Here is a 16,249-nt window from a genome sequence, read left to right as displayed (position 1 = left end):
TTCAGTCTTCGGTGAGAAGTTCACCGACCAGAGCAGTCGTGAGCTCAACACGGCGAGGGATCCACACCTGAAGGGCATGCTCGGTTCTCGCATGCGAACCCCCGCCCACAGTGCCGAGTCCGTCAATGGTCGGTGTTCCGACTCCGGCTGTGAAATTGCCGTCCGATCCACCGCCGACGGCCACGGACCGCAATGGCGGGTGCCCCAGGTGAGCACTCAGTCGCTGAGCTCGGGCGTAGAGCCCCATTGCCATATTCTCCTCCAGCGGGGCTCGGTTGATCCCACCGAGGACGTCGACCTTGGCCCCAGCCACAGTGGGGGAGAGGGAGCTCATGATTGCGTCGATGCGTTCCTGTTCTGCGACCGAGGCGGCTCGGGAGTCGACACCGACAACAGCCTTGGCCGGCACGGTGTTCGTCGTCGAACCGCTGTGCATGACGGTCGGCACAACCGAGGTCCCCGCAGACGGATCATGAAGGCCCGCGATCTTGACGACCTGGTTGGCGACCTCGATCGTGGCGTTGATGCCCTTCTCCGGCTCCACACCCGCATGAGCGGCCAAACCAGTGACTTCCAGTGAGTAGATGGCGACACCTTTGCGCGCGATCTTCACAGCCCCATCGGGTGCGCCGCTTTCGAAGACCAAAGCCGCCTTGGCTCCACGGGCTTCGTCCTCGATGATCTGGCGTGAGCCGGGGGAACCGAGCTCTTCGTCTCCGGTCATGAGGATGCTGACGCCATCGAGGTTCCCGCGCTCCTCGCGCAGACGCGCCATCGCATAGAGAGCGATGAGCAGACCGCCCTTCATATCGTCGGCGCCCGGTCCACGCACGACGCCGTCGGTGACCGAATAGGGGAAATCGGCAAGAGTGCCGGTGGGCCACACAGTGTCGTGATGGCCGATGAGCACGACCTTGCGGGGCCCGGGCCCGAAGCGCCACAGTACGTGTGGGTGCGAGTCGGTTTCGATGATGTGAGGGGCTGCCCCCAGCAGACCGGTGCCGATCCGAGAGACGAGCCGAGCGCTGCGGGCCAATGATTCGGGATCCTGGGAGAACGACTCACATTCGATGAGCGCCTGGAAATCACTCATGAAGTCCTTCGAGTCGAACTCGACCACGTGCGTCACCCTTTTCTCTTGTGGAATGTCTGTCTCCACCAGGTTAACCGGTGAACTGCCGCAGAGACGTCAGGGCTGGGAGGCTTCAACTGCCTCGGCGAAGATCCTTCACCTGGGGGCGAGGAAGGTAGCCGGCAGACGAATAAGCGGCGACGGCGCCCCTGTTCGAACTCTCCGTGCAGACTGATGCTGACGATGATCCCAACTGCTGCAGGCGTCTTGCCGCAGCGATCGCCATGGCTTTTCCATAGCCGTGACCCTGCTGGTCACGGTGGACAGCCAATGGTTCGAGCAGTCCGGGACGGTTCGGACCCGCAGACCATACTGTCGCCACGGCGACCGGCAGACCGCTGTTGTCATACCCCATTAGGCACTGTGCTCGGGAGGAGAAAGGGCCAGACATCATCGTGTGCCATCGGTCGACGAATCGCTGTCTGTCGTCAGCGGTGTAGGGCACACCGCGAAAGGCCGACCAGTGAATGGTCGTCCAGGCCGCAGCACCGTCTGGCCCGGCAACGTCAACTCCGATGTCGGATTGTTCCACCGGCAGACTCAAGTCACGGCTCATCGGAGTCCACGGCTCATCGTTGCCCCATCCACGGGTCTTCAGAAGATCGCAGAGGCGAATTGCTCCCCGAGCTTCGACGATTGCCGTTCCCTTTTCGAAGACAGAGGTGTCCGTCCTCGAAGCAGTCCTGTCCGATGAGTCGATGTCGGATTCGATCTGCCGCGCCAAAACGTCATCGTGAGTGAGATCCGGGTCAACAGACAGACGTAGAAGGTTCTCGCCGTCAAGCAACCCGATTGCCAGGATCCTGTCCTGGCATCGCCAGACGCGCAGTGCCTGAGCTGTTGCTTCTGCACCTCTCAGCGAATACCAGCCCAGGTCGCCGGTGTGGAGGTGAAGTGGGCCGGCATCGGACTGCCATCGATCGAGCACAGCACCGATATCGGGAAGTTCTGAGACCTGAGGGACGTTCAGCACAACGGTTCTCATGTTCCTCCTGAGATGGGGAGAGAATGCGCAGGGAAGTCCAGCATATGTGAGCTGTGTTACGTCGGTGGGGTTCGGCTGCGTTCCTTTTGACCAGGAGTCCTGGTTTTGGCTAGAGTTAGCTCGGTTGCCGCCTTAGCTCAGTCGGTAGAGCGATTCACTCGTAATGAATAGGTCGCGAGTTCGATTCTCGCAGGCGGCTCGTCCATCCTCTCCCACCAGGCTTGACGGTCTGGGGGAGGGGATTTTTCTTGCTCAGAGCTACGAACGACACGCTTTGCACGCACTTGTCGAGCACACCAACGGCACTCGCGGGACCAATATTGAACCGCTGGGCATAGTGTTTCGCCGTCACACCGATCTCGGAGTGGCCCAACTACTTGGACGCATTGTCCACACCATCCGACGTGTAACCAGGTAGCTTAAGGTAAGAGTGAAGCGCGAAGGAACTAGCCATCTGCAGCAATCTGACTCGATCGACGACGTCCGGAGCGTAACTGTAGGCGGCATCCACGAGTCCGTCGAGTACGACGAGGTAACTCTCGAGTGATCAATCGATGCGTCGGTACAACGCCTCACAAGCCGCCGCAGTCTGCGCAGTCTTCTTCAGGTCGCGAATCAGCCGGTCATACTTCGACAGCTCGTGCAAGGTGCCTGGAACCATATGCGGCAGTGTGCCACGGGAGGCCGAATCTCATACTTATGAGGGTCGTGAAGAAGCGCGGCGGCAGGTAGGTTCACGAGGGTCGCTAAATAGTGGCAACCTAACTTGTGGAATACCTCAAAGGGAAAACTGATGAAGCCGATGAAATCTCAGGTGCCACTCGGAGCTGCGGCCGTATAAGTGGGGCGGACCAATGCGTCAGGCTCGTTCAAAGGCAAAAACATAATCACCTCATACACCTCATGCCCGGCAAAGAAGCGCGAATGACCAAGAAGATCCGAGACTTAGACTACGTTCTCGCCGGACGCCTGGCCGACATGGTGGGGGCGGTAGGAGACCGTGAAGTTCGTGGCCCTGAAATGACATTCCCGATGCGTGACAGTGAAGGGCCGCTTGTGAGTTTCAGCCTCAACGTCCAGGGACTCGCAGACGAAGTTGAGGCGAACAGTACAGACGCGGTCGTCGCGATGGGAAACAGTCGCGGAGCACAGCATGCAGCGCTCGCGCGTATCGCAAACCGTATCCTCGAGGACCATCACGAAGACTGGGATACGGCTTCCGGTGGTGAAGTCGTGTACCACGATGGCAATTGCGAACCGATCGTAATCGACATGGAGAACTTCCCAACCAGGCGAGGTAATTGGAGTCATCTCGTGTAGAACAACCCTCGGGCCGGCATAGCCTGGGTGGGTGTTTATGTGGGGATTCCAGCCGTGCCCGGTCACAAGCTTCGTGCGTGATCGCAAGACACTTCGACGCGGCTGAACTCGGCACGACAATCGCCTTGCCGAACCCCTCAGCCCCATGATGCTGCCGCAAAGGCACCCTCACCAACATCATCCCTAACCACGGATTCGACACCAGCATCCTCATCATCGGCGACCTCCAGCACGTTGTTCTCAACGGCGTGACCGTGCATGTCGAACAGACCGTCGTGGTCATCGGACTATGAGCACCGTTGATGAGACGGGCTCGGGGCCCAGGAAGAGCCAGATCCTATCTAAGTGCCGACCCGAGGGGCAGTTTGGCAACCGTCCGAACGTGGGCCTCAAAGTCAGCAGTGTCCACGGCGGCAACAGCAAGTACGCAAAGTAGGCCGGGCAACGTAACCCAGGCCCCCTATGACCGCGTGATCTGAGTGCTGAATCTCCGATCGAAAGCACCGGTCACGGCGAGGCTGCCGATAAATGCTGCGACAAGGATGATCAGCAGGACGACAAGCGTCGGCACCAGTTCCCCAGCCAGATGTCTGCTTCCGCCGATGAGCATCGTGGCACTGGACCACCAGTCCGAATGGCTGGGGTCGAGAAGATTCGCCACGGTGTTCCAGACGGTTCCCCAGACAACAGCGCCGACAGCGACTACGACTCCGGCCAGCACCCCCAGAGTGTCGGTGACGGCGAGGATGACGATCACTGCAGTCAGGCAGACGAGACAGAGGAATCCGATGATCGCGATCAGTCGGAGACCCGGGTAGGCGCCGAGGCTGTCGACGATGTTTCGTCCCAGCCATGCCGTACTGACGGCGGCCGCCGTAGTCAGTGCGAGTGTCCCGGCGGCGGCCAGTCCGAATTTCTGGCTCAGCAACGTTCTTCTGGGGAATGGTCTCTGAGGTGACAGCGATCGCCATGGCCCGATGATCGCGACCTGCAGTCCCGCCGCCCGATTGACGGTCGCCGATGACAGTATGGCCAAAGTGACCGCGGCGAGGATAAGTGCACTGATGATCGCGGAGATTCCGGCACTGGTCGACGACTGTGGAGCGTGCGATTGGGAGGATGCGGCATCTGTGGCGGAGGACGTGGCAGCGGGGTCGGACGGCGAGGCAGCTGCCGTTGCAGGTGCAGAGGGCTGGACATGAGGCGAAGGACTGCTCTCATCCGTTTTCTGGCTGAAGTAGTCGACGGCCGGTGGGCCGCTGACATTCTCAACGTTGATGTCGAAGGGCCGCTCGAAGGCGCGTTGGGCCTCTTTCGAAGTACGTGGGCAGGTCTGCTCCCCGGTCTCGCATCCGAACTTCTCGGCGATGATGCGAATCTGCTCGGAGACATGCTCCTCCGCTTGGCGGATGACCTGATCCCGGTATTGGTTGAGGACGAACTTGTCTTCGTTCAGTGCCTGCGAACTTGCCAGGACAGTGATCGTGTAGCGCGGGGCGTCGATGTCACCGCGATAATACGCTCTGATGTCGTCGATGGCCTGCGGAGTGAGGTCCTTCGGCAATAGGACTGCGAGCACCGAAGTCCCATCCTTCACCTGAGCGCGGGCGGCGTCAGGTGAAAGCTCGCGTTCAGTCGTGGAGAAGTCGGGAGGGATCGCGCCCTGCTCGAGCCTGGTGAAGAACTGATCCGAAAATGACAGGTAGTCCGTCATTGCGCTCTGGATCGCCGGCATCTCCCGCGGTTCGTCGTCCGTGCCGACCGCAATTGAGAAATTCGGGGGTGAGCTAGGTGGATGTTCCGCTGTCGTCGGAGCGGGGGCCGGAGTCTGGCCTCTCTCGTCGGCACCCGCCCGTTCGATGGTGCCGAAGAGAGGAACGAGGACGGACAGAGCTATGACATACACGCACAGCGAGGCCATGATCGGCCAGAAGTATATCCAGCCTGCCCGTCCCCGAGACAGAATCGAGGTCACCGCGAAGAATCGACGCATGGTTCATCTTCCCACCGACCGGCGATTGTTCTACGCGCCCAGGCGGCCTACTTCTTCTTGGGTTTGAACGAGGTCGAGCATTTCCAGGTCGTTTTGCCCTTCTTCGCCACTACGGTCACCGACACCTTTTTGCCTGGAATCGCTCCCGAAATGTAGTACTTGAGGTTCGCAGCACCCCTCGTCGAAGCAGTCGCCTTCTTCTTGGTCTTCGTCGTCTTGTAGTGCGCGGTCGTGGTGACCTTCGCTTTCGCCCCAACCTTGGAAACCTTCACCACGGTGTTTGAGTACTGCCGCGGTTTCGAGATCGACATCTTCGCCGCACATTTCTTCGTGGCGGCCTCGGCGGGAGGGGCATCGAGCGCGATTGGACCAGCGAGCAGTCCCGCAGCCAAGGTCAGCGCGAGGAATTTAGAACCCATGCGCGAGCGCGCACTGTGGGAAGCAGCGGGCGCAGTTTGAGCCGCTGTGAATCGGGCAGGAATGATCGAGGTCATGATTCTCCAGGAAACTAAGAGCGTGAGGTTTCATTATTATAAACACTTCGCCCGTGATTTAAAGGTCACGGAAAAGTCACACCCTGTGAGTGCCCCGTCACAGTCGCTGCCGGGTGTTTTCGTGTTGACCATCACAAGCAACTGGTATTGAATGGTGGAGTGAATGTTACTGAACGATCGATCAGCCGATGAGGCTGAACGGGCGTCATTGACGTATCCACGGTCGAAGTCACGAACGTGATCGTCGACCGTTCTCTAGGACTGTGAGGAACAGATGAGCGAAGCGTACATCTACGACGCAGTGCGCACCCCGCGCGGAAAGAACCGCGGCGGAGCCCTGCACAGCGTCAAACCAATCGATCTTGTGACAGGGCTCATCGATGCCCTGCGCGAACGCAACCCCGATCTCGACGACAAAGCGATCGACGACATGGTCTTGGGCGTTGTCTCACCCGTCGGTGAACAGGGCGGAGACATCGCCCGCACCGCGGCGCTCGTCGCAGGCCTCGATGAATCCGTCGCCGGTGTACAGGTCAACCGGTTCTGCGCATCCGGGCTCGAGGCGGTCAACATCGCAGCTCAGAAGGTCGGCAGCGGATTCGAGAACCTCGTCCTGGCAGGCGGTGTCGAATCGATGTCGCGCGTTCCCCTCGGGTCCGACGGAGGCGCATGGGCACAGGACCCGACGACGAACTTCGACACCTACTTCGTGCCCCAGGGCATCAGCGCTGATCTCATCGCAACCACAGAGGGATTCAGCCGCACCGATATCGACGAATTCGCCGAGGAGTCGCAGAAGCGCGCCGCCAACGCCTGGAAGAACGGCTATTTCGAGAACTCGATCGTCCCCGTCAAAGACATCAACGGTGTGACCCTGCTCGACACCGATGAGCACATGCGTCCCGGTTCGACGGTGGAGTCCCTGTCGAAGCTGCCCCCGGCCTTCACCAAGGTCGCTGCGCAGACAGGCTTCGACGAGGTTGCTCTTCAGAAGTACCACTGGGTCGAGGAGATCGACCACGTCCACACCGCAGCGAACTCCTCGGGAATCGTCGACGGGGCCAGCCTCGTCATCATCGGCGACGCCGAGGTGGGTCAGACGATGAGTATGAAGCCGCGCGCTCGCATCGTCTCCACTGCCGTCACAGGATCCGAGCCGACCATCATGCTCACCGGTCCCACACCCGCGACTCAGAAGGCGCTGGACAAGGCCGGACTGACCGTCGAGGACATCGACCTGTTCGAACTCAACGAAGCCTTCGGTGCAGTGGTCCTGAAGTGGATGAAGGACCTCAACATTCCGCATGACAAGGTCAACGTCAACGGCGGAGCAATTGCCATGGGCCATCCTCTGGGTGCCACCGGTGCCATGATCCTCGGCACCGTCCTCGACGAACTCGAACGTCGCGATCTTCAGCGTGGCCTCGTCACGCTGTGCATCGGCGGCGGAATGGGCATTGCGACGATCATCGAAAGGGTCTGACATGACGAACACTGAAACGACTTACTCCCATTCCACTGACTCGGACGGAATCGTCACCGTCGTCCTCGACGACCCGAATTCCAAGGTCAACACGATGAACGACCATTTCAAGGATGCCTTCGAGGGCGTCGTGGACTGGCTCGAAGCAAACGTCGATGACATCACCGGCGTCGTCCTCGCCTCGGCGAAGAAGACCTTCTTCGCAGGTGGAGACCTCAATAAGCTGCGCGCCGCCGACCCTGAGAATTCGGAGGCCGAAGCCGCACTGACCAACCACATGAAGGCGGTCATGCGCCGCCTCGAGACGCTGGGCAAGCCCGTCGTCGCAGCCATCAACGGTGCCGCACTCGGAGGCGGCCTCGAGGTCGCGCTCGTCGCACATCACCGCATTGCAGCGGAGGACGTCTCCAGCCTGCGGGTTGGATTCCCCGAAGTCTCCCTGGGCCTCCTGCCCGGCGGTGGCGGTGTCGCCAGAGCCGTACGCCTGATGGGCCTCCAGAACGCACTGCAGAAGGCAATCCTGCCGTCGACGAAGTTCAAGGCAGCCGAGGCTCTCAAGCTCGGCCTCATCGACGAACTCGCCCCCGTGGCCGAGCTCGAAGATCGTGCCAAAGCCTGGATCAAGGCCAACCCCGAGGCGACTCAGCCCTGGGACGTCAAGGGCTTCAAAATCCCAGGCGGATCACCCACCTCACCGTCACTGGGTGCGATGCTGCCCGCGCTGCCTGCCCTGTTGCGCCGCCAGACCAATGGTGCGCCGATGCCGGCGCCACGTGCGGCAGTCGCCGCCGCCGTCGAAGGCGCCTACGTCGATATCGACACGGCCCTGGCCGTCGAAACCCGCTACTTCATCCACCTCACCCACACCCCGGTGGCGAAGAACATGATCAAGGCGTTCTTCTTCGACCTCGGTCACATCAACTCAGGCGGCTCGAGGCCCGATGGCTTCGAACCGCGTCAGGTGAAGAAGCTCGGCGTCCTCGGTGCAGGAATGATGGGCGCCGCGATCGCCTACACCGCAGCCAAGGCCGGTATCGATGTCGTCCTCAAGGACGTCAAGATCGAGGCCGCGGACAAGGGCAAGGCCTATGCGCGCAAGCGTGAGGAATCAGCTCTGGCCAAGGGTAAGACCACCGCAGAGAAGAGCAAGGCCGTCCTCGATCGGATCACGCCGAGTGCTTCGGCCGATGACTTCGCCGGCGTCGACTTCGTCATCGAAGCGGTCTTCGAATCGGTGCCCCTCAAGCAGCAGGTGTTCCAGGAGATCCAGGACGTCGTCGACTCCGACGCGGTGCTCGGCTCCAACACTTCGACCCTGCCGATCACCGACCTGGCCACCGGGGTCAAGCGAGATTCCGACTTCATCGGAGTCCACTTCTTCTCGCCCGCCGACAAGATGCCATTGGTCGAGATCATCCGTGGTGAGAACACCTCGGACGAGACCCTGGCACGCACCTTCGACCTCGTGCAGCAGATCAAGAAGACACCGATCGTCGTCACCGACAGCCGTGGCTTCTTCACCTCCCGCGTGATCGGCACATTCATCGCCGAGGCGGTCGCCGCCGTCGGTGAGGGCGTGGAACCGGCATCAGTGGAACAGGCCGCACTGCAGGCCGGGTACCCGACCGGTGCCCTGCAGCTGCTCGACGAACTGACCTTGACTCTGTCGCAGAAGATTCGGAAGGAGACCGAAGAGGCCATCGAAGCCGCCGGAGGAAAGCGCGAGAACCACCCCTCCGATGCGGTCTTCGACTGGATGGTCGAGGAAGCCGGACGAACAGGCCGTAAGGACGGCGCCGGATTCTACGAATACGACGAGGACGGCAAACGCGGCAAGCTGTGGTCGGGCCTGCGCGAGAAGTACGACTCCGGTTCCGCGACCCAGCCCTTCGCAGACCTGCAGGAGCGGATGCTCTTCGCCGAAGCGATCGAGACGATCAAATGCCTCGACGAGGGAGTGCTCACCTCTGTGCCGGATGCGAACATCGGTTCGATCTTCGGCATCGGCTTCCCCGCCTGGACCGGTGGCGTGCTCCAATACGTCAACCAGTACGAGGGCGGCCTGAGCGGTTTCGCCGAACGGGCGAAGGAACTTGCAGCAGCCTACGGTGACCGGTTCACCCCGCCGGCTTCGCTCGTCGAGCGTGCGAAGTCGAACGACACCTACGAGTAGGAACCGCACGCAGGAATAGGTCGGCGGCCTTTCGGTGTTCATCAGCTATCCACTGATGACTACCGGAAGGCCGCCGTTATGCGCGCAGCAGTCTACGACCAGTACACCGATGACTTCGACGACATCACGGTCCGTGATGTCGATGACCCGAAAGTCCCGCCGGCATCCGTGCTCATCGAGGTCCGGGCAGCGGGTGTGAACCCGGTCGACTGGAAACTCGTCGGCGGTCACCTCGATCCGGTCATGCCGACCCAGTTCCCGGTCACTCCCGGCTGGGATGTCGCCGGGGTTGTCATCGGACTTGGTTTCGACACTCCGGAATTCTCCATCGGCGATGAGGTCATCGCATACGCCCGCAAGGATGTGCTGGGCGGGGGCACCTTCGCAGAGAAAGTCGCGGTGCCCGTCCACGCGGTCACCGCCAAGCCGAAGAGCCTCAGCTGGGAACAGGCGGGCGGACTGCCGCTGGCCGGCGGCACTGCTCTGCGCACCCTCGAGGCGCTGGGCGACATCAACGGAAAGACCGTACTCGTCCACGGGGCATCCGGGGGAGTGGGCGGCTTCGCCGTCCAGATCGCGAAGGCCTTCGGTGCCAGAGTCATCGGCACCGCGTCGGAGGTCAATCATGACTACCTGCGCACGCTCGGCGCCGAACCGGTCACCTACGGGGACGGACTCAGGGATCGTGTTCTCGAGATCGCGGGCGGCCCGATCGACGGGGTCGTCGACTTCGTCGGAGAAATGCTCGAAACCACCCTCGCGGTACTGAAAGACGGCGGAGCACATGCCTCCGTCGCAGACCCTTCAGTGGCCGAACACGGAGGACGCTACATCTGGGTGCGCCCATACGGCTCGCAGACCGCGCGGGTGGCCGAACTCGTCGACTCGGGCGAGCTCACGGTCGAAGTCGCCGACACCTACGGTCTCGACCAGGTGCCCGAGGCGTTCAAGGCCAGTGCCACCGGCCATACTCGCGGAAAGATCGTCATCGTCCCCTGAACGACGTCAGGCGATACCCAGCGCCGCGCACGCGGCGGCGCGCAATTCGACCCCGACCACCTCGGCGCTAGAACGCCTGGCCTGGTACGGGGTCGAATTGATCATGCCGAATACTGCGTGCACACGTACCGTCGCGGCGTCGATCGACCAATCCGGGTTGGCCCGAGCCACGACCTCAGCCCAGTGGCTGACATAGCTTCTCTGCAGGCGACGGACCGTGCGCCGTGAAAACTCGGGAAGCGCCGCGAGGTCGCGATCCTGAATCCGAATGAGCTCGGGCTCGCTCATGGCGAAGGCGACGTGGAAATCGATGAGCTCGTCCAGCGCCGAGGTGGCCGCGTCGTTCTCATGGCGGGCGATGATCGCGTCCCCGCCCGAGTTCAGATACTCGGAGATTCCGACGAGCAGCTCCTCGAGGACCGCTTCCTTCGATTCGAAATGGCGATACACCGCCGGGGCGGAGATACCGGCACCCTTGCCCAGATCATCGAGGCGGACCCCGTGGAAACCATGCTGAGCGTAGAGGGTCTTCGCTACCGAGAGAAGCTGCTCACGACGCGCGGCCTTCGCCGCTGCGCGGGTGGTCCTCGCGGATCCCGTCTCTGCCGTCGCGGAGCGCGTAGATGCCTTCAGCTCCATATCCGTCACCTCATCTCCCTCGTTCGCACCCGGCTTGAAGTCTGCTCGATCGTGCGCATTGTCACAATGGCCTTTGAGCAGTATCATAGCAGTCAGTTAACAAACATTAACTGAAATGGGGAGTGGAATGAGAGCAGTGGGAACTGCGGTCAGTCCGGCAACGGGGCAGGCGAACGCCGAGGCCCATACCGAACTCATCGCTGAACTCCGGGAGCGGATCCGGGCCACGGCCCTGGGCGGGCCCGAAAAATCCAGGCAGCGCCATATCGACCGCGGCAAGCTGCTTCCACGCGAGCGCGTCGAGAATCTCCTCGACCCGGGCACAGCGTTCCTCGAGCTCTCGCCCCTGGCAGCCAACGACATGTATGACGATGCCAGTCCCGGAGCGGGAATCATCACGGGCATCGGCCGCGTCAACGGACGCGAGTGCATCATCGTCGCCAACGACGCCACGGCCAAGGGCGGGACCTACTATCCCGTCACGGTGAAGAAGCACCTGCGCGCCCAGGAGATCGCGAAGGAGAACAATCTCCCGTGCATCTACCTCGTCGATTCGGGCGGAGCCAACCTGCCGAACCAGGACGACGTATTCCCCGACCGTGAGCACTTCGGCCGGATCTTCTTCAACCAGGCCACGCTCTCCGCCGCAGGCATCCCACAGCTGGCGGCCGTTCTCGGTTCCTGCACAGCCGGCGGTGCCTACGTTCCGGCCATGGCCGACGAATCGATCATCGTCAGCGAACAGGGCACGATCTTCCTCGGCGGCCCACCGCTGGTCAAAGCAGCCACAGGTGAGGAAGTCAGCGCAGAGGACCTCGGCGGCGGAGCACTCCACTCACGCGTCTCCGGAGTCACCGACCACCTCGCGGCCAACGACTCCCATGCCCTGGAGATCATGCGCGACATCGTCTCCACGCTGGGACCGAAGCCGGCGGCCAACTGGGACATCGTCGAAGCCCGCGAACCGCTGCACTCTCCCGAGGAGCTCACCTCGGTCGTTCCCGTCGATTCGAGGACTCCCTACGATGTCCGCGAGGTCATCGCCCGCCTCGTCGACGGTTCTGAACTCCACGAATTCAAAGCCGAATACGGCACCAGCCTCATCACCGGCTTCGCCCACCTCGATGGACACCCGGTGGGAATCGTGGCCAACAACGGCATCCTCTTCGGCGAGTCCGCACAGAAGGGCGCCCACTTCATCGAACTCTGCGACCAGCGCAGCGTGCCGCTGATCTTCCTGCAGAACATCTCGGGCTTCATGGTCGGCCGCGACTACGAAGCCGGCGGCATTGCCAAGCACGGAGCGAAGATGGTCAACGCCGTCGCCACCGCTCGCGTGCCCAAGTTCACCGTCGTCATCGGCGGCTCCTTCGGCGCCGGCAACTACTCGATGTGCGGTCGCGCCTACTCGCCTCGCTTCCTGTGGATGTGGCCCAACGCCCGCATCTCCGTCATGGGCGGCGAACAGGCCGCCAGCGTGCTCTCAACGGTCAAACGCGACCAGATCGAGGGCCGTGGCGAGACCTGGAGCGCCGAAGAGGAAGACACGTTCAAACAGCCAGTCCGCGATCAGTACGAAGCTCAGGGCAACCCGTACTACTCGACAGCACGCCTCTGGGATGACGGAATAATCGAACCCACCGACACACGCCAGGTGCTGTCCCTGGCACTCGAACTCGCCCGTTTCGGACCCATGGAACGCCCGCTGAATGCCAGCGGCTACGGCGTTTTCAGAATGTGAGCTCATCCATGTTCAATACCGTACTCATCGCCAACCGCGGCGAAATCGCGCTGCGCGTCATCCGCACCTGCCGTCGACTGGGCATCAGAACAGTCGCCGTCTACTCCGACGCCGACGCCCACGCCGCCCACGTCAAGGCCGCCGACACCGCCGTGCACCTGGGTCCCGCCCAGGCCTCGGAGTCATACCTGCGCATCGACAAGGTCATCGCCGCGGCCAAAGCCACCGGCGCCGAAGCGATTCACCCCGGCTACGGATTCCTGTCCGAGAATGCTGACTTCTCTGCCGCATGTGACACCGCAGGAATCGTCTTCCTGGGCCCCGGTGCCGAAGCCATCCGCACCATGGGCGACAAGATCACCGCGAAGAACGCCGTCTCCCAGCGAGGTGTTCCCTTGGTGCCTGGCACCAAGGACGCCGCCATGAGCAACGAGGCCCTCCTGGCGGCTTCGGCCGACATCGGCTTCCCGGTGCTCATCAAACCCTCCGCCGGTGGCGGTGGCAAGGGCATGCACGCGGTCTTCGAACCCTCCGGACTGTCCGCAGCACTGGACACCGCCCGACGTGAGGCCGCGAGTTCCTTCGGCGATGACACGCTGTTCCTCGAACGCCTCGTCGCGACCCCGCGTCACATCGAGGTCCAGGTGATGGCCGATGCACACGGAAATGTCATCCACCTCGGCGAACGCGAGTGCTCCCTGCAGCGCCGCCACCAGAAGGTCATCGAGGAAGCTCCTTCGGCATTGCTCGACGAGGCAACCCGGGCGCGGATCGGCCAAGCTGCCTGTGAGACCGCGAAGTCCGTGGGCTACCGCGGGGCAGGCACGGTCGAGTTCATCGTCGGTGCCGACCGTCCCGACGAGTTCTTCTTCATGGAGATGAACACCCGGCTGCAGGTCGAGCATCCGGTGACCGAAGAGGTCACGGGCATCGACCTCGTCGAGCTCCAGCTGCGCGTCGGGGCAGGTGAAGAGCTGGCACTGAGCCAGGACGAGATCACGATGACCGGTCATTCGATCGAGGCGCGCATCTACGCAGAGGATCCCTCGCGCGGATTCCTGCCCACCGGCGGTCGGGCCCTCGACGTCGTCTTCCCCGAAGGCGAGGGCATCCGCGTCGATGCCGGACTCGAAGCAGGACAGACGATCGCCTCGGACTACGACCCGATGATCGCCAAACTCATCGTCCACGCCCCGGACCGGGCGTCAGCCATAGCGCGCCTCGATGCTGCGCTTGCCGCCTCGGCTGTACCGGGAATAGTCACGAACATCGACTTCCTGCGCACGCTCATCAACCTCGACGCAGTGGTCTCCGGCGATCTCGATACCTCACTCATCGACAACCTCAGTGAGGACCAGCTCGCGCATGCACCGAGCGGGAACGACCGTCAGCTTGCCGCTGCGGCCGTGCTCGTCACCGGGGGCAAGGCCGGCACCGAACTGACCGGAGCGATCACGGCAGCTCAGCTGCCGCAGAACTCCGCGACCGCCTCGGCGTGGGGGAGGCCATCTGCCTGGCGGACCTCACGCCCGGACTTCCGTCCCACCGTGGCGCTGAGCTCCGGAGGAGATGTGACCGAAGTGGAATCACACGTCGGCGATGTCTTCGTCGATGACAGCGGCCTCTGGCACCTGACGATCGACGGAGTGCAGCGCACCGCACGAGTGTTCTCCGATGCTCGCGATCGCAGCATCTGGGTCAGCAGCGACCAGGGCGTCTACGCGTTCTCCCGGCCCCAGGCCGATACGTCCCTGACTCCGGGGCTCGACGGCGCCGAGGTGCTTGCCCCGATGCCCGGATCCGTCGTCGAGGTCAGAGTGGAGTCCGGAGACCACGTCGATCAGGGCGATCCGATCGTCGTCGTCGAGGCGATGAAGATGGAGCACGTGCTCACCGCACCGGCCACGGGAATCGTCACCGTCACCGCAGTCCAGGGCGTCCAGGTCGGCCTCGACGAGGTGCTCGCCACCGTCGTCGACGAAGCCGCCGCAGAAGCAGCAGCAGCAAGCAACTGACCATCCGAAACTCACTGACCACGCATACAGCGGGGAGGAAATCATGACAGCTTTCGTTCCGGGCATGCTGCCCGAAGAATACGAAGACCTGCGAGCCGGCGTCGCGAAGTTCGCCGACGAAGAAGTCGCGCCAGTATCCGCCGAACTCGATGCCAAGCACGAATTCCCCTACGAACTCGTGAAGAAGATGGGGCAGATGGGCCTGTTCGGTCTGCCCTTCGACGAAGAGTACGGCGGCATGGGCGGGGACTACTTCGCGCTGACACTTGCCATCGAGGAGATCGCCCGCGTCAACCAGTCGCTGGCCATCACGCTGGAGGCCGGAGTCTCCCTGGGAGCAATGCCGATCTACCGCTTCGGCACCGAGGAGCAGAAGCGCGAATGGCTGCCGAAGCTCACCGATGCCTCCGGGCTGGCCGCCTTCGGCCTGACCGAACCGGAAGCAGGATCCGACGCCGGCGGCACGCGGACCAAGGCCACCTTGGAGAACGGCACCTGGACGGTCAACGGCGGAAAGTGCTTCATCACGAACTCGGGCACCGACATCACGCGTCTGGTCACAGCCACCGCCGTGACCGGAACCCGAACCTCCGGTTCCGGCCGCGAGGTCCCCGAGATCTCGACGATCATGATCCCGACGGGCACCCCCGGCTTCACCGCCGAGCCCGCCTATGACAAGGTCGGCTGGAACTCATCGGACACGCACCCGCTGACCTTCGACAACGTGCAGGTGCCCGAAGCCAACCTGCTGGGCGAACGCGGTCGCGGATACGCGAACTTCCTGCGCATCCTCGACGAGGGCCGCATCGCTGTGGGCGCGCTGTCCGTCGGTGCCGCCCAAGGCTGTGTCGACGAATCCGTGAAGTACGCGAAGGAGCGTCAGGCCTTCGGCAAGCCGATCTCCGACTTCCAGGGGATCTCCTTCAAGATCGCCCGGATGGAGGCCCGCGTCGTCGCAGCCCGTTCCGCGTACTACCTCGCGGCATCGCGCATGATGGCAGGACTTCCCTTCAAGAAGGAAGCCGCGATTGCGAAGATGGTTGCCGGCGAGGCCGCGATGGACAACGCCCGCGACGCCACGCAGATCCACGGCGGCTACGGCTTCATGAACGAATACCTCGTCGCCCGCCACTACCGTGACTCGAAGATCCTCGAAGTCGGCGAAGGCACGACCGAGGTCCAGCTCATGCTCATCGCCCGCGAACTCGGCATCTGAGCTCAGCCGCAATCACACCGCCCGCCGAGGCGGCTCGATACTTCCGTCCGGAAGTGCAG

At 62.6% G+C, this 16,249-nt stretch carries 13 protein-coding genes and 1 tRNA gene; 8 read left to right on the top strand and 6 right to left on the bottom strand.

All coding sequences use genetic code 11. The features are described 5' to 3' along the window. Nucleotide 1: 1 nt before the first annotated feature. Together FO013_RS08380 and FO013_RS08375 are read right to left on the bottom strand one after the other, a co-directional pair. A complete protein-coding gene (locus FO013_RS08380; protein ID WP_260848062.1) occupies nucleotides 2-1,093 on the bottom strand; it encodes a M20/M25/M40 family metallo-hydrolase in 1,092 nt (363 codons plus the stop codon). A 112-nt stretch (nucleotides 1,094-1,205) separates the two neighbouring features. Then, a complete protein-coding gene (locus FO013_RS08375; RefSeq protein WP_143922091.1) occupies nucleotides 1,206-2,117 on the bottom strand; it encodes a GNAT family N-acetyltransferase in 912 nt (303 codons plus the stop codon). Between the two features lie 126 nt (nucleotides 2,118-2,243). Here FO013_RS08375 and FO013_RS08370 point away from each other — a divergent pair. Together FO013_RS08370 and FO013_RS08365 are read left to right on the top strand one after the other, a co-directional pair. Then, nucleotides 2,244-2,316, top strand: a tRNA-Thr gene (locus FO013_RS08370). A 725-nt stretch (nucleotides 2,317-3,041) separates the two neighbouring features. Continuing rightward, nucleotides 3,042-3,437, top strand: a complete 396-nt coding sequence (locus FO013_RS08365) for a hypothetical protein (protein WP_143922090.1) — start codon at nucleotides 3,042-3,044, stop codon at nucleotides 3,435-3,437. Nucleotides 3,438-3,574: 137 nt separating this feature from the next. On the opposite strand, the gene FO013_RS22820 is transcribed toward FO013_RS08365, so the two are convergent. The 3 genes from FO013_RS22820 to FO013_RS08355 form a co-directional block, all read right to left on the bottom strand. Then, a complete protein-coding gene (locus tag FO013_RS22820; protein WP_260848061.1) occupies nucleotides 3,575-3,697 on the bottom strand; it encodes a hypothetical protein in 123 nt (40 codons plus the stop codon). Nucleotides 3,698-3,897: 200 nt separating this feature from the next. Beyond that, entirely contained in the window at nucleotides 3,898-5,430 is a 1,533-nt protein-coding gene (locus FO013_RS08360) for a hypothetical protein (RefSeq protein WP_143922089.1), read from the bottom strand. Between the two features lie 47 nt (nucleotides 5,431-5,477). Further along, nucleotides 5,478-5,849: a hypothetical protein gene (locus tag FO013_RS08355; RefSeq protein WP_143922088.1), complete on the bottom strand. Its 372-nt coding sequence runs from the start codon at nucleotides 5,847-5,849 to the stop codon at nucleotides 5,478-5,480. A gap of 349 nt (nucleotides 5,850-6,198) precedes the next feature. Between FO013_RS08355 and FO013_RS08350 the strand changes: the two genes are divergently transcribed. The 3 genes from FO013_RS08350 (at nucleotide 6,199) to FO013_RS08340 (ending at nucleotide 10,579) form a co-directional block, all read left to right on the top strand. Next, the gene (locus FO013_RS08350; protein WP_143922087.1) at nucleotides 6,199-7,407 is read left to right on the top strand and encodes an acetyl-CoA C-acetyltransferase; all 1,209 of its coding nucleotides are present in this window, start codon (nucleotides 6,199-6,201) and stop codon (nucleotides 7,405-7,407) included. 1 nt (nucleotide 7,408) lies between these two features. Next, the gene (locus tag FO013_RS08345) at nucleotides 7,409-9,580 is read left to right on the top strand and encodes a 3-hydroxyacyl-CoA dehydrogenase NAD-binding domain-containing protein (protein ID WP_143922086.1); all 2,172 of its coding nucleotides are present in this window, start codon (nucleotides 7,409-7,411) and stop codon (nucleotides 9,578-9,580) included. A gap of 78 nt (nucleotides 9,581-9,658) precedes the next feature. After that, entirely contained in the window at nucleotides 9,659-10,579 is a 921-nt protein-coding gene (locus FO013_RS08340) for an NADP-dependent oxidoreductase (RefSeq protein WP_143922085.1), read from the top strand. 6 nt (nucleotides 10,580-10,585) lie between these two features. Here FO013_RS08340 and FO013_RS08335 read toward each other — a convergent pair whose 3' ends face one another. Then, nucleotides 10,586-11,218 carry a TetR/AcrR family transcriptional regulator gene (locus FO013_RS08335; RefSeq protein WP_143922084.1) on the bottom strand — a complete coding sequence of 211 codons (633 nt, stop codon included), beginning with the start codon at nucleotides 11,216-11,218 and terminating at the stop codon, nucleotides 10,586-10,588. Nucleotides 11,219-11,345: 127 nt separating this feature from the next. Here FO013_RS08335 and FO013_RS08330 point away from each other — a divergent pair, with 127 nt between their 5' ends. The 3 genes from FO013_RS08330 to FO013_RS08320 are packed head-to-tail and all read left to right on the top strand — an operon-like array spanning nucleotide 11,346 to nucleotide 16,190. Then, on the top strand, nucleotides 11,346-12,959 hold the full coding sequence (locus FO013_RS08330; RefSeq protein ID WP_143922083.1) for a carboxyl transferase domain-containing protein: 1,614 nt from the start codon (nucleotides 11,346-11,348) through the stop codon (nucleotides 12,957-12,959). A gap of 8 nt (nucleotides 12,960-12,967) precedes the next feature. Then, nucleotides 12,968-14,974: an acetyl/propionyl/methylcrotonyl-CoA carboxylase subunit alpha gene (locus FO013_RS08325; RefSeq protein ID WP_143922082.1), complete on the top strand. Its 2,007-nt coding sequence runs from the start codon at nucleotides 12,968-12,970 to the stop codon at nucleotides 14,972-14,974. 43 nt (nucleotides 14,975-15,017) lie between these two features. Next, entirely contained in the window at nucleotides 15,018-16,190 is a 1,173-nt protein-coding gene (locus FO013_RS08320; RefSeq protein WP_143922081.1) for an acyl-CoA dehydrogenase family protein, read from the top strand. The last annotated feature ends 59 nt before the right edge of the window (nucleotides 16,191-16,249 follow it).

The organism is Brevibacterium aurantiacum (assembly GCF_007558825.1).
In the GTDB taxonomy this organism is placed as follows: domain Bacteria; phylum Actinomycetota; class Actinomycetes; order Actinomycetales; family Brevibacteriaceae; genus Brevibacterium; species Brevibacterium aurantiacum_A.
This window is presented reverse-complemented; position numbering and strand designations above follow the sequence as displayed.